Source organism: Pandoraea pnomenusa, from assembly GCF_000767615.3.
Classification (GTDB): Bacteria; Pseudomonadota; Gammaproteobacteria; order Burkholderiales; family Burkholderiaceae; genus Pandoraea; species Pandoraea pnomenusa.
Map to the genome: position 1 here is coordinate 235,430 of NZ_CP009553.3, position 20,058 is coordinate 255,487.

Consider the following 20,058-nt stretch of genomic DNA (forward strand, 5'->3'; position numbering starts at 1 on the left):
CGTCGCGGCCGCGACGCTGCAACTCGCTCAGAACACGCTCCAGCCGCCGCGCCCGCCCGCGCAATATGCGCCGCTGACACCCGCCGCGCCACCCGGCCCGAACGGCACCTCGTCAGATCCAAGGCCGCCCGCGCGCCGTCAGGGGCAGGCGCCGGGGCTCGTGCTGCCGAACGACTCGCGCACCAACATGCCGCCGCTGGCGGTGCCTCCGGGCTCATCGGGCAATCCGTCGCCGCCGGGCCCCGCACGACCGGGCGTGCCGATGATTCGACCAACGCCCTAGACCGGTGCCACATCGCGGCAGGCATCATTTCGTCAGGCAAGTCAGAGGAACGGAACGCATCCGCAAAACACGCAGTACCCAGATCAGGGAGACGACTCATGACCGGCGATTCCGACAGCACGGCCCATGCCGGCGGTTATCACGGCGGCCCGCAAAGCTTCTGGACGAAATACGTCTGGAGCCAGGACCACAAGGTGATCGCGGTGCAGTACGCGTGTACCGCCATCGCCGTGGGACTGGTCGGACTGGTCCTGTCGAACCTCATGCGCATGCAGCTCGGCTTCCCCGGCAAGTTCTCGTTCATCGACGCGAATCATTATTATCAGTACGTCACCATGCACGGCATGATCATGGTGATCTACCTGCTCACAGCGCTGTTCCTCGGCGGCTTCGGCAACTACCTGATTCCGCTGATGGTCGGCGCGCGCGACATGGTTTTCCCGTTCCTGAACATGCTCAGCTACTGGGTCTACCTGCTGGCGGTCGTGGTGCTCATGGTGAGCTTCTTCGTGCCGGGCGGACCGACCGGCGCCGGCTGGACACTCTATCCGCCACAGGCGATTCTGCCCGGTACCCCCGGCGTCGAGTGGGGCATCGTGCTCATGCTGATCTCGCTGGCGATCTTCATCGTCGCGGCGACCATGGGCGGCCTGAACTACGTCACCACGGTTTTGCAGGCGCGTACCGAAGGCATGACGTTGCTGCGCATGCCGCTCACCGTGTGGGGCATCGTGATGGCGACGGTGCTCGCATTGCTGGCGTTTCCGGCGCTGTTCGTCTCGGCGGTGATGATGTTGCTGGACAAGACGTTGCATACGAGTTTCTTCATGCCGGCGCTCGTGTCGATGGGGCAGCCGCTCGCGTATCGCGGCGGCAGTCCGTTGCTGTTCCAGCATCTGTTCTGGTTCTTCGGGCATCCGGAGGTGTACATCGTGGCGCTGCCCGCCTTCGGCATCGTCTCGGACCTGATCAGCGTGCACGCGCGCAAGAACATCTTCGGCTATCGCATGATGGTCTGGGCGATTCTCGCCATCGGCGCGCTGTCGGTGGTGGTGTGGGCCCACCACATGTTCATCAGTGGCATGAATCCGTACTTCGGATTCTTCTTCGCGACCACCACGCTCATCATCGCGATTCCGACGGCCATCAAGGTCTACAACTGGGTGCTCACGCTATGGCGCGGCGACATCCATCTCACGGTGCCCATGCTGTTCGCCATCGGCTTCATCAGCACTTTCGTGATCGGTGGCCTCACGGGGCTGTTCCTCGGCAACGTCAGCGTGGACATGCCGCTGTCGAACACGTACTTCGTGGTCGCCCACTTCCACATGGTGATGGGGGTCTCGCCGCTGCTGGTGATCTTCGGGGGCATTTACCACTGGTATCCGCTCATCACGGGGCGTCGGCTGAACGACCGGCTCGGGCAGTGGCATTTCTGGATCACGTTCCTCGGCACTTACGCCATCTTTTTCCCGATGCACTACCTGGGCGTGCTCGGCATGCCGCGCCGCTACTACGAGTTTCGGAACTACAGCTTCATTCCCGATTCGGCGCACACCATGAACGCGTATATCTCGATCGCGGCGTTCGTGGTCGCGCTCGGGCAACTGTTGTTCCTGTTCAACCTCGCCTGGAGCGTGAGGCATGGCAAGCCCGCCGGGGCGAATCCATGGCGGGCCGCCTCGCTCGAATGGCAGACGCCCGACATGCCGCCCGTACACGGCAACTGGGGGCCCGTGCTGCCAACGGTCTATCGCTGGCCTTACGAGTACAGCGTGCCGGGCGACATCGACGATTTCGTGCCGCAGAATCTCGCCCCGGACCCGCGCCGCCCCGCCACGCTGGTGCAGGGCGATTCGGCGGCGCTGCACGGTGGCAAGGCGACGCCACCACCGCCGCCACCCGAGTCGCCCAAGGGAGCCACGCCATGAAACCCGTGCCCTCCTGGCCGTCCCTGCCGCCCGGCGGCGTGCCTATCGTGCAGCCCCGACGGCGTGCGCCGTCGCAGATCGCCCTGTGGGGGTTGATGGGGGTCATCGGGATGTTGTTCTCGCTGATGCTCGTGGCCTACGTGATGCGCATGAGTCAGGGCGACTGGCGTCCGCTGCCGCCTGTCAATGCGCTCTGGGTCAACACCGGCGTGCTCGCGGCCGCGTGCATCGTGATGCAGTCGTCGGCCTCGCAGGCGCGGCACGGCGAGCTGCGGCGATCGCGGCGCGACTGGGCGCTTGCCGGCGTGCTGGCGATCGCGTTCGTTGCCGGACAGCTCTGGGTCTGGCGCGACCTGACCGTGCGCCAGCTCGGTGTGGCGGGCAATCCCGCGAACAGTTTCTTCTTCCTGCTCACCGGCTTGCACGCGTTGCACCTGCTGGGAGGGCTGGCGGCCTGGGCGTGCCTGCTGCCGCACCGGCTCGCGCACGCGATGCGCGCGCGCCGACTGTCGTTGACGGCGCAGTACTGGCACTTCCTGTTCGTGCTCTGGGTGGTGCTGTTCGCGGCCGTGGTCAACCTCACGCCGGAGATCGCGCAGCGCCTGTGCGGCACCGGGGGCGTGAGCCCGTGAAGCACCGATCCGTCGTCGCCGGCGCAATTGTCCAGAGGCAAGGAGTCCGATCGTGAACACGCCATCGTCCGTCGCATCCTCCGCAGCCGAGCCGCCCGGCGGCTGGCGCGGCGTCGTCACCGACTGGTCGTCGGATCGCGCGACGTTCCGCGTACCGTGGGGCAAGGCGATGATGTGGATCTTCCTGCTCTCGGACACGTTCGTGTTCAGCAGCTTCCTGATCGGTTACATGACGGTGCGCATGTCGACCACCGCCCAATGGCCGAACCCGGCCGAGATCTTCGCGCTCGACGTGAACGGCCACCCCGTGCCGCTGCTGCTGATCGCCATCATGACCTTCACGCTCATCACCAGCAGCGGCACGATGGCGATGGCGGTCAATTACGCGTACCGGCGCGACCGCGACAAGACGGCCGCCTGCATGCTGGCCACGGCGTACATGGGCGTCGCGTTCGTCGGCATGCAGGCCTTCGAGTGGACGAACCTGATCGTGCATGAAGGCGTCCGCCCTTGGGGCAACGAGATGGGCGCGGCGCAGTTCGGCGCATGTTTCTTCATGATCACGGGCTTTCACGGGCTGCACGTGAGCGCCGGCGTCGTCTACCTGCTCACCGTGATGCGCAAGGTGCTCAACGGCACGCTGGAGCGCCGCGGCAATTATCAACTCGTCGAGATCGCCGGCCTCTACTGGCACTTCGTGGATCTGGTCTGGGTGTTCATCTTCGCGTTGTTCTATCTCTGGTAGGAGGAGCGATGCAAACCTCTGCGACATCGACTTCCACCGCGCCTCACGCGGCGACGTCCTCCGACGATCACGGCGCGCAGCAACACCCGGTCGGCATCTATCTCAAGGTGTGGGGGCTGCTGTTCGTGCTCTCCACGTTTTCGTATCTGGTGGACTACGCCAATCTGCAAGGCTATCTGCGCTGGGGGCTGATTCTCGCGCTCATGGTCGCGAAGGCCGGACTGATCGTGGCGGTGTTCATGCACATGCGCTGGGAGCGCCTCGCGCTCATCTACGCGATCCTGATTCCGCCGCTGGCGCTGCTGGTGTTGATGAGTCTGATGGCGGCGGAGGCCGACTACACGTTCCTCACGCGGCTCGCCCACTTCCGCTAGGCATCACAGCAATTCCACAAGGCGGCGGTCGCTGCGGGCACAGTATTCCGAGCAGGCCGTGCGCGCGGCCGTCGCCGCGCCGTGCACGAACAGCGGCGCGTCGGCGCGACGCGACATCGACACCACGATGGAGGGCGGCGCCGGCTGCAAGGGCAGCTCCACGACCTCGCCCCGCTTGATCAGGTCGTCGACGAATAGCCGCGGAATCGCCGCCACGCCAAATCCGTCCTTCACCAATTGCACGATCACGGCGATCGACGGCGAGCCAGTGATGCGCGTCTCGGAGAGCGCGACGCCGTGCACGCCCGCCAGTTTCGCCACGATGTCCTCCAGCGCCCGGTGCGGCGCGGTGCCGCGTCCGTAGGTCAGGATCGGGTGCTGCAGCACCTGCTTGGCCAGACCGCTGCGTACATTCGGGAACATGCCCGTGCGTGCGATCCAGTGCACCGGATAGTTGGCCAGCGCATCGCACACCACGCTGCTGTCGTCACTGCCTTCCACCCGAATGATGAGATCGAGTTCGTCGGCGATCAGTCGGCGCTGCAATTGCACCGAGACGTCGACGGTCAGCTCAACTTCCAGCGCGGGATAGTCGGCCGCGAGACGTCGCATGTAGTTCGGCAGCCAGCTATGGACGACCGTCTCGATCACGCCCAGCCTCAGGCGGCCGCGCAACGTGCTCTCGCCGGACGCCGCCGTTTGCAGGCGCCGCGCCGCTTCGACCACGGCCCGGGCATAGCCGAGCAGGTACTCCCCGTTCGGCGTGAGGCGGAACTCCCGGCTGTCGCGATCGACAAGCGCCGTCTTCAATTCCTCTTCCAGCGCCTTCAGACGCTGTGATATCGCCGCGGGCGTGGCATGCAGCGCGGCGGCCGTGGCGCGGAAGTTGCGCAGCTTGGCCAGCGTGACGAACGTTTCGAGAAATCGCGTGTTCATGAGATTCGGCCGGCCGGGAGGCTGCCCAAAACCGGCAATGAGACGATGAAAATAAATGCAACGAACCTCGGGAAAACCCGCGAAGTTGTTAAGAAATTCTATACAAAGGCGCGTAGAAAAACTCGTTAGCGACAACATTTTTTTCTTTCTATGCTTCACCCATCCGATGCCGTCACGGTGTCTTTCCTTCCCGCCGGAACCGCCATGAACCACCCAGCCATGCCGAACGACTTGCTTGCGCAACGCGAAACCCTCACGCCCTTCGAATTCCGCCAGGCCGTGCGCAGCGCGCAGTTTCGTGGACCGACGGCCGGTTACTGCGGCGACTTCGCGCAAGCCAATCTGGCTATCCTGCCGGTGGCGCATGCCCATGATTTCCTGCGTTTTTGCCAGAGCAATCCGAAGGCATGTCCGCTGCTCGGCGTGGGCGAGCCGGGGCAATGGCATGTGCCGGCGCTGGGCCGCGAAGTGGACATCCGCACCGACGTGCCGGGCTACAACATCTACCGGGACGGCAAGCTTGCCGAACAGGTCGACAATCTGGCCGAGTACTGGCAGAGCGACTTCGTGGTGTTCGCGATCGGCTGTTCGTTCTCGTTCGAGGACATGCTCGCCAAGGCGGGCATACCGCTGCGTCACGTGGAAGAGGGGCGCAACGTGCCGATGTACCGCACGACCATCGCGAATCAGCGCGCCGGGAAGTTCGGCGGCGAACTGGTCGTATCGATGCGCCCGATGAAGGGCGCCGATGCCATTCGCGCCGTGCAGATCACGAGCCGCTTCCCCGCGGTGCACGGCGCGCCGGTCCATATCGGCGACCCCCGCGAACTGGGCATCGCCGATCTCGACAAGCCCGAGTTCGGCGACGCGGTGACGATTCGCGAGGGCGAACTGCCCGTGTACTGGGCGTGTGGCGTCACGCCGCAAACGGCGCTCATGGGGGCGAAACTGCCGCTCGCGATCGCGCACCGTCCGGGCTACATGCTCATGACGGACATCCCGAACGCATCGCTGGCGGTCTTCTGACCCGGCCGCCAGCGCAGTGCGCCGCGGCGGACGTCGTTTCATCGCGGCGCCGCAGCAGGACGTAAGCGTTACCCGACCCCCGGCATCGGCGTCGGGCACTACGCAGCAGGCACTACGCAGCACGCATTACACAGCGAGCTTCACGCAGCGAGCACTACGTAGCAAGCATTACGCAGCACGCACTACAAGAGAACCGCGCCATGACGGACAGCGGCGGGCGAGTTGTCGCCCGTCGGTGACCTCGCACGCCTGTCGTCTCCCGCACGACACAGCGAACCGAGGACATCGGGCGACCCAAGCGCGGCCCAAGGGCACCACACGGCAAGTCAGGACATCACCGGAGTCTCATCCTCATGGAAAGCAAAACCCCTCTCGCGCCCCCCGTTTCCGGGACCCCCGCGACATCGTCGGAAACGGGCGGCAGCCTGTTCGGCTGGTATGGCGACGCCACGCCGCGTGAAAAGCGCGCGTTCTGGAGTTGCAAGGTCGGCTACATGCTCGACGGCATGGATACCCAAATGCTGAGCTTCGTGATTCCGACGCTCGTGGCGACGTGGGGCATCAGCCTGGCCGACGCGGGCTTCATCGGCACGCTCACGCTGCTCGCGTCCGCGCTTGGTGGTTGGGTCGCCGGCATTCTGTCGGATCGCATCGGCCGCGTGCGCACGTTGCAGCTTACGGTGCTGTGGTTCGCGGTGTTTACCGGCCTGTGCGGTCTCGCGCAGAGCTACCACCAGTTGCTCGCCGCCCGCGCATTGATGGGCTTCGGCTTCGGCGGGGAGTGGACGGCGGGCGCCGTGCTGATCGGCGAAGTCATTCGCGCTCGCGACCGGGGCAAGGCCGTTGGACTGGTGCAATCGGGCTGGGCCATCGGATGGGGCCTGACGGCCATTCTCTATGCCGTGCTGTTCTCGCTCATGCCCGCCGAACTCGCCTGGCGCGCGCTGTTCCTGATCGGCCTGCTGCCGGCCTTGCTCGTGCTCTTCATCCGTCGCTATGTGCAGGAACCCGAGGTCTACCAGAAGGAGAAGGCCAAGCAGTCGACGTCCGATGCCGGCCCCGGTCTGGCCGCGATCTTCAGCCCGGCACTGCTCTCGACGACGATCCGCGCGGCATTGCTCACGACCGGCGCGCAAGGTGGCTACTACGCCATCACCACGTGGCTGCCCACGTACCTGAAGACGGAGCGCCATCTCACGGTCATGGGCACCGGCGGCTACCTGGCGATGATCATCTTCGGGTCGTGGGTCGGCTACCTGGCGAGCTCGTATCTGACCGACCGGCTCGGGCGCAAACCAAACTTCATCCTGTTTGCCGTGGGCTCGATGGTGATCGCGTTCTCGTACACCTCGCTGCCGCTCACCGACAGCGCCATGTTCTGGCTCGGCTTCCCGTTGGGTTTCTTCGCCTCGGGCATTTTCAGCGGCATGGGCGCATTCCTCACGGAACTGTTCCCGACGCGAGTGCGCGGTTCCGGCCAGGGCTTCTGCTACAACGTCGGCCGTGCCGTCGGCGCGCTGTTTCCGTTCCTCATCGGCATGCTCTCGAAGCAATACGGCCTCGGCACGACGATCGGCATCTTCGCCGGGGTTGCCTACGGGGTGTTGATTCTCGCGGCGCTCACGCTGCCGGAGACGCGTGGCCGAGAACTCGAATCGGTCGAGGCGAGCCAGCCGTGATGAGGTAATGACGCGATGCCGCGGCGCGGCACGCAAGCATGATTCACCGCGGCAGCTTTCGCTGCCGCGCCTTTCCCAACCCATGACCTCCCGATCGCGAGATGGATGTGCGGCCGTGTCCGGCAATGTCGGATCCGCCCGCGCCGGGACACGTGCGCCCTGCGCCCGCCGCCGTACGGCCGGCCTTCGGCATCGCAGCGCACGTATTCGATTGCCCGTTGCCCTTTGTTTTGAATTGCGAGTGACCCCATGACGAACGTTCTCACGCCCTCCGCCCAAAACCGCGCGCCTGCGCATCAAACCGCCTCGCGATGGCAGTTCTGGATCGACCGCGGCGGCACCTTTACCGACATCGTCGCCCGGCGCCCGGATGGCACGCTCGTCACGCACAAACTCTTGTCCGAAAACCCGGAACAGTATCGCGACGCCGCCGTGGCGGGCATTCGCCATCTGCTGGACCTGGCCCCCGGCGAGCCGATCACGCCCGAGCGCGTCGACATGGTGAAGATGGGCACGACCGTGGCGACCAATGCGTTGCTCGAACGCAAGGGCGAGCCGCTCGCGCTGGTCACGACGCGGGGCTTTCGTGATGCGCTGCGCATCGCTTATCAGAACCGGCCACGGCTGTTCGATCTCGACATCGCACTGCCCGAGGCGCTTTACGCCGAGGTCGTGGAGGTCGACGAACGCGTGGGCGCCCATGGCGAGGTCGTGCGCGAACTGGATCTCGCATCGGCACGCGAAGCGCTGCAGCGCGTGCATGCGCAGGGCATTCGTTCGCTCGCCATCGTGCTGATGCACGGCTACCGTTACACGGCGCACGAGAAGGCGCTCGCCGCGCTGGCGCGCGACATCGGCTTCACCCAGGTCTCGGCTTCGCACGAGGTGTCGCCGCTCATGAAGCTCGTCTCGCGCGGCGACACGACGGTCGTCGACGCGTATCTCTCGCCGATTCTTCGGCGCTACGTGGAACAGGTCGCGCAGGAAATGCCGGGGGTGAACCTCCAGTTCATGCAAAGCAGCGGCGGACTCACGCGCGCCGACAACTTCCAGGGCAAGGACGCCATCCTGTCCGGCCCGGCGGGCGGCATCGTCGGCATGGTGCGCGCATCGAGCGCGGCGGGGTTCGAACGGGTGATCGGCTTCGACATGGGCGGCACGTCCACTGACGTCTCGCACTACAACGGCGAATTCGAGCGTGTTTTCGAGACGCAGGTCGCGGGCGTGCGCATGCGTGCGCCGATGATGAGCATCCATACGGTGGCCGCGGGCGGCGGCTCCGTGCTGTCGTTCGACGGCACGCGCCTGCGCGTGGGGCCCGACTCGGCCGGCGCGAATCCGGGGCCGGCGGCCTACCGTCGCGGCGGCCCACTCACGGTGACCGACTGCAACGTCATGCTCGGCAAGATTCAGCCCGCGCATTTCCCGAAGGTGTTCGGTCCGCGCGCCGACGAGGCGCTGGATCGCGATGTCGTCGTGGCGAAGTTCACCGCCCTGGCCGCCGAGATCGAGCAGGCCACCGGGCGCCGCCAGACGCCGGAGGCCCTCGCCGAAGGCTTCCTCGAAATCGCGATCGGCAGCATGGCGAACGCCATCAAGAAAATCTCGGTGCAACGCGGTCACGACGTGAGCCGCTATGTGCTGACGACGTTTGGTGGCGCGGGCGGTCAGCACGCCTGCGGGGTGGCCGACGCCCTGGGCATGACGAAGGTTTTCGCGCATCCGCTCGCCGGTGTGCTGTCGGCTTACGGCATGGGGCTCGCCGATCAGACAGCGATGCGCGAGCGCATGATCGAGGCACCGCTCTCGGACGATGGCATGGCCGCACTCGAGGACGCCCTCGGCGCGCTCGCCGACGACGCAGTGAACGCGTTGCTCTCGCAGGGCGTGCCAACCTCGCGCATCGAGACGGTGCGCCGCGTGCACGTGCGCTACGCAGGCACGGACTCGGCGATTGCCGTGCCGTTCGGCGACGTCGTGCAAATGCGCTCGGCGTTCGAGGCGGCTTATCGTCAGCGCTACTCATTCCTGATGGACGGTGCGGCACTGATCGTCGAAGTCGCCTCGGTAGAGGCCATCGGACGCTCGGACGCCCCCGTCGACATTGCGCCGCTCGACACCCGTTCGTCGGGCGCACCGCAGCCGGTGGATCATGTCCGGCTCTACGCGGGCGGCGAGTGGCGCGAGGCGGCGCTGTTCGCCCGCGACACGCTCCTGGCGGGCGATATCGTCGACGGCCCCGCCATCGTGGCGGAGAAGAGCGGCACGACCGTGGTCGAGCCGGGCTGGCAGGCGCAAATGACCTCGCAGGGCAACCTCGTGCTCACGCGCGTGGTGCCACGCGCATCGCAACGGGGGCTTGGCACGCAGGCCGATCCGGTGCGCCTCGAAATCTTCAACAACCTGTTCATGTCGATCGCTGAGCAGATGGGGCTGCGTCTGCAGAACACGGCGTATTCGGTCAACATCAAGGAACGCCTGGACTTCTCGTGCGCGCTTTTCGACCGACACGGCAACCTCATTGCCAATGCACCGCACATGCCGGTGCATCTTGGATCGATGGGCGAGAGTATCAAGACGGTCATCGAAGGCAATCGCGGCAAAATGCGCGACGGCGACGTCTTCATGCTCAACGATCCGTATCACGGCGGCACACACCTGCCGGACGTCACCGTGATTACGCCCGTGTTCGTGAACGACGACGCACAGGGCGCGGCCGAGCCGCTGTTCTACGTGGGCTCGCGGGGGCATCACGCCGACATCGGCGGCATCACCCCGGGGTCGATGCCGCCCGATTCGACGCACGTCGAGGAAGAGGGCGTGCTGATCGACAACTGGCAACTGGTCGCCGCTGGCGAACTGCGCGACCGCGAGACGCGCGCACTGCTCGCCGGCGCCCGCTACCCGGCACGCAACATCGATCAGAACATGGCGGACCTGCGCGCACAGGTGGCGGCCAACCAGAAGGGCGTGGACGAGCTGCGCCGCATGGTGGGCGAGTTCGGACGCGACGTCGTGCTGGCCTACATGGGACACGTGCAGGACAACGCGGAGGCCGCCGTGCGACGCGTGATCGGCGCGCTCTCCGACGGGCAATATCGATATGCGCTCGACAACGGCGCCGAGATCCACGTGGCGATTCGCGTGGATCGGGCAACGCAGAGCGCGACGATCGACTTCACAGGCACCTCGGCACAGTTGCCGAACAACTTCAACGCGCCGCGCGCCGTTTGCATGGCCGCCGTGCTGTACGTCTTCCGCACGCTGGTCGATGACGACATTCCCCTGAACGCCGGTTGCCTGAAGCCACTGACGGTGATCGTGCCGCAGGGGTCCATGCTCAATCCCGTTTATCCGGCGGCGGTGGTGTCGGGCAACGTGGAAACGTCATCGGCCATCACCAACGCACTTTACGGTGCGCTGGGACGGGTTGCGTCGAGTCAGGGAACGATGAACAACTTCACGTTCGGCAACGAGACATACCAGTATTACGAAACCATCGCGGGCGGCAGCGGGGCCGGTGACGGCTTCCACGGCGCCGACGCCGTGCAGACCCACATGACGAATTCGCGACTGACGGACCCGGAGGTGCTGGAGTGGCGCTATCCCGTGCGTCTGGAGAGCCACAGGATTCGCGTGGGGTCGGGCGGCAAGGGCCGCTGGCACGGCGGCAACGGCGCCGTACGCCGCATCCGGTTCCTCACACCGATGACGGCGTCGATCCTCTCGAACAACCGCGTGCATGCGCCGTTCGGTGCCCAGGGCGGCGCGGTGGGGGCGCTGGGTGCGAACTACGTCGAACGCGTAGACGGGACGCGCGAGCCGTTGGCACATATCGGGCGTACGCAGATGCGGCCTGGCGATATCTTCGTCGTCGAAACGCCGGGCGGCGGCGGCTTCGGCGCGGCGTGAGCGCGCCGGCGCAAGCGCGGTAGACGGTGCGCATCGTGCAACGCGATGCGCGCGGTCTCGCCAACGCCGGAAATTCCGGGAGCTATGGGAAACGGATGAAGCGTGGCCGGTTCCCGGAAGGATTGACGGGCTTTGCAAAGGTGCCCGTGAGGGACCTCCGTACGATGCCGCTGTCGTGAATGACGACAGTTACGCACGGAGGTTTCCTCAATGTCCGCATCGTCGCAGCACTCCCATGCCGGATCGCGCATCCCGCCGCGCTCCGATTCCCCGCCTGCCGTTGCCGCCGGCGCGAAGTCCCTGCCGGCTCCTGCCGCATCGTCGCTGTCTTCCGACCCCGCGTCTTCCGGGGCTTCCTCGTCTTCATCTTCGTCTTCATCTTCGTCCTCGTTTTCGTCCTCAGTGAGCGCCTCGACGCCTTCGACGCAAGACGCGTTGCGCATTCAGTACGAACGTCTGTGCGGCGAGATGCAGATGGCCGGCCGCCGTCTGCAACGTCAGATGCAGGACTATCAGGCCGCGCTCGCCGAGATACGCGAGCTCGAGCAGGACGGCTCGCCACAGGCGCGCGCGAAGCTCGCGCGACTGGATGCCCTGCTCGACAGCGAGTCATTCCAGCGCGAGGAGCGCGAGATCGGCCGCATGGCCGCCTCGCTTGCGAATGCCATCGAGCGTTTGCGCGCCCAGATGCCCGCGTCGTTGAGCGCATCCGCGGATCGCTCCCCCGGCCGTCCGGCGGCAAAGTATCGCGCATGCGTCTGAGGAGCGAACTCATGATCTATCGCATCGTCAGTAGCACTGCCGCGCCAGGCGGCGACATTTCGGATGCGTTCGCGCCCCCTTCCTCCGCAAGCGACAACCCGTTGCTGCAAACGATGGCGCGCGCGAGCGACCAGATGGAGCGCCTTCGCACCCAGGTGGACCAGTGGATGGCGTCGACCCGCGCCCGCATGGCCGATGCGAGCCAGGCGCGCCAGTGGATCGCGACGCTCGACCGGATGCATCGACGGCTTGTTCGCGACGGCGCGCTCGAACCGCTGCCAGATGCCCTGCGCGATTTCGCTGTACGCCAGGGGTTGCTGTCGTCGTCGCAGGCGTCGAGTGGCTTCGACGCCTCGAGCGTGCGCTCCCTGAAGACCTCGTTGACGTCCATGGTGTCCGGTGCGAGCGAGTCGAGCACTGTCGAGCAGATCGAGCTCCGGCAGTTTCTGTCGAGCTACGAAAACGCGTTGACACTGAACAACGCCGTGATCGCGAAACTGCGCGACATCATGGGCAAGATCGTCGCCAGTCTCTGACACCGGGTGTCGGGGCGCGAACGCCATGCGCTACCCATTCCGATTTTTTCTCACGCCAGGGATTTCCTCATGATCAATATCGACCCGACCCGTCAAGCTCATGGTGCTGCGGTATCGTTCGCATCTCCTGCCACCCCGTCGTTCTCCGCCGGCCGAGCCATCGACATCCATTCCCTGCTGCTGGCGCATGCGGCCACGCTGATGCAGGCCAGCGGCAGCGACGCCAAGGAGAAGATCGACCTCATGCGCTCGCGCCAGTCGCACGGCCGCCAGGCGCGGGACGTCGCGAACCAGATCGAAACGCTCATCAACCAGCTCGGCACCGATACATCGAAGACCACGAAGGTCGGCGACGGCATTCGCGAATTCTTCGACACGCACGACCTGTTGATCACGGTGGACGACAGCGGCACGAAGAAGACGTTGCAGGCCTGGGAGTCGCGTGCGAAGAAGTTTGGCGAAGCCGGCTACGCCGGTCCCGCAGGGGCCTCGGGCGACTACCGTGCCGATCATCTGCGCGCGTTGAAGGCCGCCGCCGAGAGCCGCAGCGAGGAGGCGACCGACAGCCGCACGATCGAGCAGATCGAGATCAACAAGTTCCTGCAGGAATACAACGGCGTTTCCACGCTCGCCAACACGATCATCAGCTCGCGAGGCCAGCAGCTCAACCAGATCAACGGATCGATGCGTTCATGAGCGCGAAGTCGGGAACGTTGGCCACACCTTTGCCGACCACGCCCGAGGTGTCGGCGCATCTGTCCGCCGAGATCGAGGCGATCTTCGCCCGCTTCTTTTCGCGAGGCGGGGCACTGCGCATGCTCGCCGATATCGACGTGTCCGATCTGATGCGCGTGCGTGCGCATGCGCGTCATCGCTTCTCGCAAGGCCACATCGCCGCGGCCCAGCGCGTGTATTTCCTGCTCGCCACGCTCGACCAGTGGTCGTTCGACGACTGGTTCGGCCTCGGCCTCTGCTATCAGCGCCTGGGCCACCACGAGCAGGCGCTGCCGTGCTTCGCCAAGGCCGGCGTGATCCGTGCAGCCGATCCGCGCGCCCCGTATCTCGCCGGCGTCAGCTACGAGGGCGCGGGCAATGTCGATTTCGCCCTGAAGGCGTATCGCGCGACGCAACGTCTGTGTGGCGATCTTCCGCAGCACCGGGCCCTGGCGCGCTCGGCGAGCGCCCGGTGCGATGCCCTGTCCAACGCCTCATCCAAAGGAAACCCATGATCACGATAGGTGCCGCAGTCGCGAACTCCCGCACGACATGGCTCGCCGACGCACCGGGTTGCGCTTCCCCTCCCGCGTTGCCTTCCGGCCTGACGGCCCCCTTGGCGCCGGGCTCGATGCCCGATGCCGGCGGGACCTCGCGCCGCCCGCACGGCCGCGGCGACTGGCTCGGGCCGGAAGATTTCCTGCCCGACGCGCCCGCGGGCGTCGACTGGCACGACGCCGATGACGCATTCGCCCGCGTGCTGCAACGTCTGCATCTGATGAGCGGGGCGTTGGCGGCCAACGGCGTGCGACCCGATGGGCAGTTCGGCGTGACCGACCTGGAGAGCGTGGAGACGTTGGACCCGTCGACGCTCGTGATGGTCGCGTCGATGATCGCCATGCAAGCCCTGGGGGACACCGCTAAGTCAACGCAGACGGCGTTGGCGCTGCTGGCCGAACGTCAGGAGAAGCTGCGTCAGGAGGACATTCAGAAGTTTCGCGAGCAGATGGACGCCATGACCGCGGACGCCGACAAGGCGCGCAAGGGCGGCGTGTTCGGCGCGATCTTCGACTGGATCACGGCGGCGATCGATCTCGTCGTGGGCGTTGTCAAGGTCGTGACCGGCGTATTGACGATGAATCCGCTGATGATCGCCGGCGGCATCGCCGACGTGGGAGCCGGCATCGCGGGCATTGGCTCGGCGGTCTGCAAGACGATGGCATTGATCGATCCGAAGCACGCGGAATACTACGAGCAGGAAGCCGCGAAATGGGGGCATGCGCAGATGGCGTTTCAGGCGCTGGGCATGGTTGTCGGATTCGGGACGTCTGTGCGCGGCTTTCTCGCCTCGCGATCCGTGACGAAAGCGGCCACGCGCGCGTTCAAGGGCGGGGCGGGCGAGGCACTGACGCAGGCCGTCAAGGCAGGCGACGATGCCGCCGTGAGCGCGATCCGCGCACGCGTGGTCTCCGAGGTGTCGTACCAGGTCGGCATGGAAGTCGGCAAGCGCGTTGGCCGGTCGCTCGCGCAATGTGGCACACGTACCGCACGGCAACTCGCGCGGCGTGGGTTCAATCGCATGGCCGAGCAGTTCACGCAGCAGATGGTCGAACAGATGGTGTCGCGCGCCTTCGACAACGTCGTCAAATCGACGGCAAAGCAGGTGGCGAAGGGCGTCGCGGTGAGGGCGGCCGACGTGACCAGGGCGTTCGGCAGTCAGGCAGCGTCGCAGGGTCGCCGGGCCATCCTGCGCGGCATGTGGTCGCTCTCGGCGGTGCTGCGCGGCGCGATGGTGGCCGGACGCGACATTACCGCGGGCGCCATCGGCATCCAGCGCGCGAAGTTGCAGCGCGAGGCGCGTGACCTGCAGGTCGAGACGACCTGGCTCCAGTTCCTCATGGAGATGAACGGCGACGACAAGCGACGTCTTGCCCAACGCATGCAGGCGTTGTCCGCGCAGCAGGGCGACGCGGCGCAGACGGCGAGCGAAGCCGTCGCGAGCACCGGCGCGCTGCGCATTCGCATAGCGGCGTCGATGGCCTGAGCGGCGCGACGTTCGCATTCCTTGATTCGTGACGCGCACCGCGCCGCGTCATGCCCTTGCGGGAGATGAAGATGATCGATATGACGATACGAGAGGACTGGTACCCCCGACGCGACCCACGCGACCCGCGCGATCCACGCGGCGCTTCCGACGCCAGGCCTGCGGCAGCGGGGGCGCCATCGGCGGCTGCGAAGCGCCCGGTGGCGCCAGGCGTGGTGACGCGGGGCAACGCGACGGACGGCCTGGTGACGCTGATGCGGCTCGTGAAACTGATGATGGAAATTCGCACGGGCGAGCGCAACACCGATCAGTCGTACCGCTCGCGCCACGACGTACTGACGTTCTCGCGCGGTGTGGCGGCGCGCGACGAAAAGTATCGCGCCAACCGGAAGCACTACGACGCGGCCATGACATCGGCGGGCGGATCGCTGTTCTCGGGGGCATTGTCGTTGGGCGGTAGCATGGTGAGCGCGCGTTACGGCATGCGCGACAGGCTGGAAATCGGGCAGGCCTTCGGCAGCGTGGTGAGCGGCGCGGGGCAGTTCGGCAAGCCGGCGTTCGAATTCGCCGCGGCCGATCTGTCGAACCGCGGACGGGACAACGACGTGGTGGGAGAGTTCGCCACCACGCTGACTGACGAGACGCGCCGTACCAACGACCGTCTGCGTCAGCGCATCGAGGCGGCAAGCGCCGAGTTGCGAGACGTCTCCCGGCAACTTTTCGGCATGGCCGGCCAGCATCTGGGCAAGCTGTACGAAGCCATCCGCTGATCCGGCATTCGCCGCGAGCCTTCGATCCCGGCGTGGCTGTCGTCGGCCACGCCGGTTCCGACCCGATCGTGACCCAGGCGCGGTTCCCACGCCGCCTCACTCTTCCTACCACCATGTCAGTCTGCGAGCGCGCCGTTGCGGCATTCTTCAGAACCCACCGTTTCACGGCGCGCACGGAGGTCTGCGAGCGCACGCGTATCGTGCTCGGTCACCGTGTCGAAAACGGCGAACTGTCGCTTTGTCACCGTCTCGACAAGGTGGCGGCAGGCTTCGTGCTGACGATCACCGACTTCCGGCTCGACGAACGGGCGGCGTCCGGCGAGCACGCCGTACGCCGCTTCTGTCAATTGATTCGCACGCTGCTGCGCACAGTGCCGCACGTCTGCTACGTGCGCGGCATGATCTTCCCCGGCGTGAGCGACGCACGCCTGCGCACGATACGGCTGCGCCTCGGGGCGGTCCTCGAGCGCGAAGGCGCAGTCTGGCGCGAGGAAGACGGCGACCGCTGGCTCGTGTTCTGCCGCTGACGCCGTCCGTTGCGCTTCCCGGTGCGCTACCCGCTACGCATCCCGGCAAACGCTCACAGCCGCACCGCTTCGCTGGCCCGCGATCACGCGGCAATGGCATTCGCCGTCGCGACCTGAGCGGCTGAAGGCACCGCGCTGGTGCGCTCCATGCCCGATGCGGCGCTTTCGGGCCGTTGTTGCACCACGCCATACCATCCCAGTCCCTCATACGTTTCGTAGCCTGGCGTCAGCGCGTAGCCGATCATTCCGTCACCGTCCGCATGGTAGAACCCGCTCGACGCCGCGTTCGCTCCGGTCGCGCCGCGCTGGCGCCGCAGCGCGAAGCGCTCCAGCAATACGCCTTCGCCGTCGGACGATGCCAGCACCCGATGCTCGGCGTCGAGCAACAGGCAGCGCGTGACGGCCCGCTCATGGGGCAGGAGCGGCACGCCTTGCACCACGGCCCTGGCCTGCGGCGCCCAGTCGAAGAAGATACCCAGCGCGCCGATGGGGCGGCCATGTGTTTCGCCATCCTCACGAATTGCCGTCGCGTAGGTCGCGACTTCGGCGTTGTGAAGCAGCTTGGCGCGCCGCACATCGAACGCGGCGTAATCGGCGCCGCTGGGCGTGCGCATCGCGGCGAGGAACCATGGGTGACGCGAGGCGTCGGCGCCGATGACGCCGGGGTAGCGGTCGGGACGCCCGTTCGCGACGATGCGCCCCGACGCGTCGGCCACCCACAGGTCGAGGTAGACGGTGTAGCTGTCGAGAATCACGCCGAGCCGCTGGCAGGCGTGGCGCACGGCCTGCGGCGACGGCGCGCCGAGCACGTCGACGAGGGCGGCGTCGGTGGCCCACCAGCGCACGTCGCACGAGCGCTCGTACAGGTTGCGATCGATGATCTCGATCATGTGATGGGCGAGATCCGTCAGGCGCTGCCCGCGATGCTGCTCGAGCTGCCCGATCATGCTGTCGCCCAGCGCCGAGAGTTCGGCAAGCGACCCGGCCAGTTCCGACGTCAGCGTCTGCGCGATGTCCGTGATGCGTTCCGAGACATGCTTGACTTCGTTCGCCACCACGGCAAAGCCGCGGCCGGCATCGCCCGCGCGAGCGGCTTCGATGAGCGCATTGAGCGCCAGGTACTTCGTTTCGCGTGTGATGTGCTCGATGGTCGCGATCTTGTCGTCGGCGACATGCTTGACGGAATGTGCCAGCTCGACAATTCTCTCGGGTGCTGCCATGGTCGATCTCCCAAACGTGCGCTGCGTTGGCGCCGGCTGAGTGCCTGGCGAATCGAGGAAGGTCGCCAGGGCGAATCGGGCCGGCCGGAGCCGGTTCCGTGGCGAACCGGCATGAGACGAACGCGGGCACTACCGCATCGACGTCTTCGGGACAGCGTCGTGAGGGGGGAAAGATGCGGTGGCCGCAGTCTTGCGACATGCAAGCTGCGTGCCACCTTGTGCGCCGGACGATCGGAAGCGGCTCAGGGAAGCATGCCGAGCACGCGCCACCAGAGGTAGTCCAGGGGGAACAGCACCACGAGCGTGATGAGCGTCATGACGACGGTCAGCCGTGTGCCGTCGCGCATGCCGACACCGCCCAGATGCATCGCGATCATCATCGGCGGACTCTGATACGGCAACAGCACCGTCGAGAACACCGGCACTTGCAACATCAACACGGTATACAGCGGCAATCCACTGGCGGTGGACAGCTGTCCCGCGAGCGGGGTGAGCACGGCGGGCAGGCCGGGCAGCGTGGCGACCAGACCGATCGCCGCGCCGATCGCGATCAGCCAGGCGGCATTGATGGCTGGCGTGCCAGGCGTCATGCCCACGGCGTCGAGACACAGGCGCGCGACCTTCTCGCCCAGTCCGGTGTCCGCGACGACCGCGCCGACACCGAGAAAGCCCGCCACATAGATGAGCGGCGTGATGTGCATCTGCTCGGTGAAGGTCTTCGGCGTGACGATATGAATCGCGGGCAGCAGGCAGATGATCGCGGCGGCGACCGATATCCACGCCGGGGAGATGCCGTGCCACGCGTCGGTCGCGAAGCCCGCCAGCGCGAGCGCGAGAAGCATCGACAGGCGTCGGGCGTCCGTTGTGAGCGGTGCGGGCGCGGCGGACGACGTGTTGGTGAGTGGCCCGTCGTCCGGAAACAGCCGGCAAATGACCCACACGAGAATGACGGCCTTGAGTGCGCCCAGCACCGGGAAGTGCAGCAACAGATAGGGCGCGTAATGCAGCTTCACGCCGTAGAACGAATCCGCCGCGCCCATCAGCACGCTGTTCGGAATGTTTGCCGGCAGGATGGTCGTCGGCGGCATATAGCTCGCGGCGGCCACCATCATCACGAGACCGGTGCGCCCGCGACGCCCCTCCGTCAGCCCGACCCGGTCCGCGAGCGCCAGCACGATGGGGATGAGCAGCAGAATACGTCCGGTCGTGGAAGGCATCACGAACGCCAGGCCGACACACGCCACCATCACCGAGGCGACGTAACGCGCGTAAGTCGGCCGCCTGAGCGAGAACAGCGTGGCGGCGATCCGCGACCCCAGACCGGTGGTGCGCACGGCGAGCCCCGTGACCGCACCGCCGAAGACCAACCACCACGCCGCCGAGTGAAACCCCGCGAAGATGACTTCCGGCTTGGCGACATGCAGCAGCACGGCGAGCAGGAAAAACGTCAGCGTGGTGATCGGTTCCGGGAACAGTCCGAAAGCCCATGCGCCGATCGTGAAAAGTACCAGTACCGCGGCTTGCGACGCCGTTGGGGACAGGCCCAGCGTCGTGCTGCCGTGGCTTGCCGCCCACAGCGCGAGCGCGAGCAGGGCGTAGACGGCGTAACCGGCGAGCGCGCGCAGGCGGGCGCGCAGGCGCTCGCGGCGCAGCGTTTGCGCCGCGTGGGACGCCTGCGGCAGCGAATCGGGCGAGGCCGGTGGGGTGGAGTCGGTCATGGCGCTTGTCGTTGTGATGATGGGCCAATGGCGCGCCGTGAGGGCGTCGGGCGCGCGCTGCGAGTGTCAAGTGTCGGCACTGCCGACGCACTGCCGATGATACGGGCTTTGCGCGCAACGTCGTTCCGTGGCGTGGTGCGTCGTCGGAATGCGGCCGGACTACAATAAGTGCCGGCCGGGAATGTCACTCGATGATTCGGGTGGCAGCCGACGTCCCACTCTAGCCGTTGACCGATTCTGCATCAGGAC

The 20,058-nt window shown here is 66.4% G+C and carries 17 protein-coding genes; 14 read left to right on the forward strand and 3 right to left on the reverse strand.

Annotated elements, in window-relative coordinates:
* Positions 1-381: 381 nt before the first annotated feature.
* From ctaD to LV28_RS25130, 4 genes are read left to right on the forward strand one after another with little or no spacing between them, the layout of a single operon-like run.
* A complete protein-coding gene (ctaD, locus tag LV28_RS25115) occupies positions 382-2,214 on the forward strand; it encodes a cytochrome c oxidase subunit I (protein WP_038619198.1) in 1,833 nt (610 codons plus the stop codon).
* Positions 2,211-2,846: a cytochrome c oxidase subunit 3 gene (locus tag LV28_RS25120; RefSeq protein ID WP_048806477.1), complete on the forward strand. Its 636-nt coding sequence runs from the start codon at positions 2,211-2,213 to the stop codon at positions 2,844-2,846. Before ctaD ends, LV28_RS25120 begins: the two co-directional genes overlap by 4 nt.
* Positions 2,847-2,898: 52 nt before the next feature.
* The gene (locus LV28_RS25125) at positions 2,899-3,591 is read left to right on the forward strand and encodes a heme-copper oxidase subunit III family protein (RefSeq protein WP_023598470.1); all 693 of its coding nucleotides are present in this window, start codon (positions 2,899-2,901) and stop codon (positions 3,589-3,591) included.
* A gap of 8 nt (positions 3,592-3,599) precedes the next feature.
* Positions 3,600-3,965 carry a cytochrome C oxidase subunit IV family protein gene (locus tag LV28_RS25130; RefSeq protein ID WP_038619195.1) on the forward strand — a complete coding sequence of 122 codons (366 nt, stop codon included), beginning with the start codon at positions 3,600-3,602 and terminating at the stop codon, positions 3,963-3,965.
* Positions 3,966-3,968: 3 nt separating this feature from the next.
* On the opposite strand, the gene LV28_RS25135 is transcribed toward LV28_RS25130, so the two are convergent.
* Entirely contained in the window at positions 3,969-4,901 is a 933-nt protein-coding gene (locus LV28_RS25135; RefSeq protein ID WP_023598472.1) for a LysR family transcriptional regulator, read from the reverse strand.
* A 219-nt stretch (positions 4,902-5,120) separates the two neighbouring features.
* Between LV28_RS25135 and LV28_RS25140 the strand changes: the two genes are divergently transcribed.
* The 10 genes from LV28_RS25140 to LV28_RS25185 all read left to right on the forward strand — a co-directional run bounded on the left by LV28_RS25140 (position 5,121) and on the right by LV28_RS25185 (position 16,871).
* A complete protein-coding gene (locus LV28_RS25140; RefSeq protein WP_025250144.1) occupies positions 5,121-5,927 on the forward strand; it encodes a putative hydro-lyase in 807 nt (268 codons plus the stop codon).
* Positions 5,928-6,280: 353 nt separating this feature from the next.
* The gene (locus LV28_RS25145) at positions 6,281-7,606 is read left to right on the forward strand and encodes an MFS transporter (protein WP_023598474.1); all 1,326 of its coding nucleotides are present in this window, start codon (positions 6,281-6,283) and stop codon (positions 7,604-7,606) included.
* Between the two features lie 249 nt (positions 7,607-7,855).
* Positions 7,856-11,518: a hydantoinase B/oxoprolinase family protein gene (locus LV28_RS25150; RefSeq protein WP_038619189.1), complete on the forward strand. Its 3,663-nt coding sequence runs from the start codon at positions 7,856-7,858 to the stop codon at positions 11,516-11,518.
* Positions 11,519-11,920: 402 nt separating this feature from the next.
* Positions 11,921-12,280: a hypothetical protein gene (locus tag LV28_RS49065; protein WP_031627493.1), complete on the forward strand. Its 360-nt coding sequence runs from the start codon at positions 11,921-11,923 to the stop codon at positions 12,278-12,280.
* Positions 12,281-12,291: 11 nt separating this feature from the next.
* Positions 12,292-12,816: a hypothetical protein gene (locus tag LV28_RS25160; protein WP_025250147.1), complete on the forward strand. Its 525-nt coding sequence runs from the start codon at positions 12,292-12,294 to the stop codon at positions 12,814-12,816.
* Positions 12,817-12,885: 69 nt separating this feature from the next.
* Positions 12,886-13,512: a hypothetical protein gene (locus LV28_RS25165; RefSeq protein ID WP_023598478.1), complete on the forward strand. Its 627-nt coding sequence runs from the start codon at positions 12,886-12,888 to the stop codon at positions 13,510-13,512.
* Entirely contained in the window at positions 13,509-14,045 is a 537-nt protein-coding gene (locus LV28_RS25170; protein ID WP_023598479.1) for a type III secretion protein, read from the forward strand. Before LV28_RS25165 ends, LV28_RS25170 begins: the two co-directional genes overlap by 4 nt.
* Positions 14,042-15,574, forward strand: a complete 1,533-nt coding sequence (gene sctE / locus LV28_RS25175) for a type III secretion system translocon subunit SseC family protein (RefSeq protein ID WP_081326786.1) — start codon at positions 14,042-14,044, stop codon at positions 15,572-15,574. The genes LV28_RS25170 and sctE overlap by 4 nt, the downstream gene beginning before the upstream one ends.
* Before the next feature lie 71 nt (positions 15,575-15,645).
* The gene (locus LV28_RS25180; protein ID WP_038619183.1) at positions 15,646-16,344 is read left to right on the forward strand and encodes a hypothetical protein; all 699 of its coding nucleotides are present in this window, start codon (positions 15,646-15,648) and stop codon (positions 16,342-16,344) included.
* Positions 16,345-16,457: 113 nt separating this feature from the next.
* On the forward strand, positions 16,458-16,871 hold the full coding sequence (locus LV28_RS25185; RefSeq protein WP_023598482.1) for a secretion protein: 414 nt from the start codon (positions 16,458-16,460) through the stop codon (positions 16,869-16,871).
* An 83-nt stretch (positions 16,872-16,954) separates the two neighbouring features.
* Here the strand turns inward: LV28_RS25185 and LV28_RS25190 are convergent, their stop codons facing one another.
* Together LV28_RS25190 and LV28_RS25195 are read right to left on the reverse strand one after the other, a co-directional pair.
* Positions 16,955-18,091, reverse strand: coding sequence for a methyl-accepting chemotaxis protein (locus LV28_RS25190; RefSeq protein ID WP_023598483.1), 1,137 nt, complete (start codon positions 18,089-18,091; stop codon positions 16,955-16,957).
* A 242-nt stretch (positions 18,092-18,333) separates the two neighbouring features.
* Positions 18,334-19,809, reverse strand: a complete 1,476-nt coding sequence (locus LV28_RS25195) for an SLC13 family permease (protein WP_038619180.1) — start codon at positions 19,807-19,809, stop codon at positions 18,334-18,336.
* Positions 19,810-20,058 lie beyond the last annotated feature (249 nt).

What these genes read in the sequence shown, in the direction of transcription:
- LV28_RS25150 (WP_038619189.1), top strand. Translation starts at nt 7,856, where the DNA reads ATGACGAACGTTCTCACGCCCTCCGCCCAAAACCGCGCGCCTGCGCAT.
- LV28_RS25180 (WP_038619183.1), top strand. Translation starts at nt 15,646, where the DNA reads ATGATCGATATGACGATACGAGAGGACTGGTACCCCCGACGCGACCCA.
- LV28_RS25120 (WP_048806477.1), top strand. Translation starts at nt 2,211, where the DNA reads ATGAAACCCGTGCCCTCCTGGCCGTCCCTGCCGCCCGGCGGCGTGCCT.
- LV28_RS25195 (WP_038619180.1), bottom strand. Translation starts at nt 19,809, where the DNA reads ATGACCGACTCCACCCCACCGGCCTCGCCCGATTCGCTGCCGCAGGCG.
- LV28_RS25135 (WP_023598472.1), bottom strand. Translation starts at nt 4,901, where the DNA reads ATGAACACGCGATTTCTCGAAACGTTCGTCACGCTGGCCAAGCTGCGC.
- LV28_RS25130 (WP_038619195.1), top strand. Translation starts at nt 3,600, where the DNA reads ATGCAAACCTCTGCGACATCGACTTCCACCGCGCCTCACGCGGCGACG.
- ctaD (WP_038619198.1), top strand. Translation starts at nt 382, where the DNA reads ATGACCGGCGATTCCGACAGCACGGCCCATGCCGGCGGTTATCACGGC.
- LV28_RS25140 (WP_025250144.1), top strand. Translation starts at nt 5,121, where the DNA reads ATGCCGAACGACTTGCTTGCGCAACGCGAAACCCTCACGCCCTTCGAA.
- LV28_RS25170 (WP_023598479.1), top strand. Translation starts at nt 13,509, where the DNA reads ATGAGCGCGAAGTCGGGAACGTTGGCCACACCTTTGCCGACCACGCCC.
- LV28_RS25190 (WP_023598483.1), bottom strand. Translation starts at nt 18,091, where the DNA reads ATGGCAGCACCCGAGAGAATTGTCGAGCTGGCACATTCCGTCAAGCAT.
- LV28_RS25160 (WP_025250147.1), top strand. Translation starts at nt 12,292, where the DNA reads ATGATCTATCGCATCGTCAGTAGCACTGCCGCGCCAGGCGGCGACATT.
- LV28_RS25165 (WP_023598478.1), top strand. Translation starts at nt 12,886, where the DNA reads ATGATCAATATCGACCCGACCCGTCAAGCTCATGGTGCTGCGGTATCG.
- LV28_RS25185 (WP_023598482.1), top strand. Translation starts at nt 16,458, where the DNA reads ATGTCAGTCTGCGAGCGCGCCGTTGCGGCATTCTTCAGAACCCACCGT.
- LV28_RS25145 (WP_023598474.1), top strand. Translation starts at nt 6,281, where the DNA reads ATGGAAAGCAAAACCCCTCTCGCGCCCCCCGTTTCCGGGACCCCCGCG.
- sctE (WP_081326786.1), top strand. Translation starts at nt 14,042, where the DNA reads ATGATCACGATAGGTGCCGCAGTCGCGAACTCCCGCACGACATGGCTC.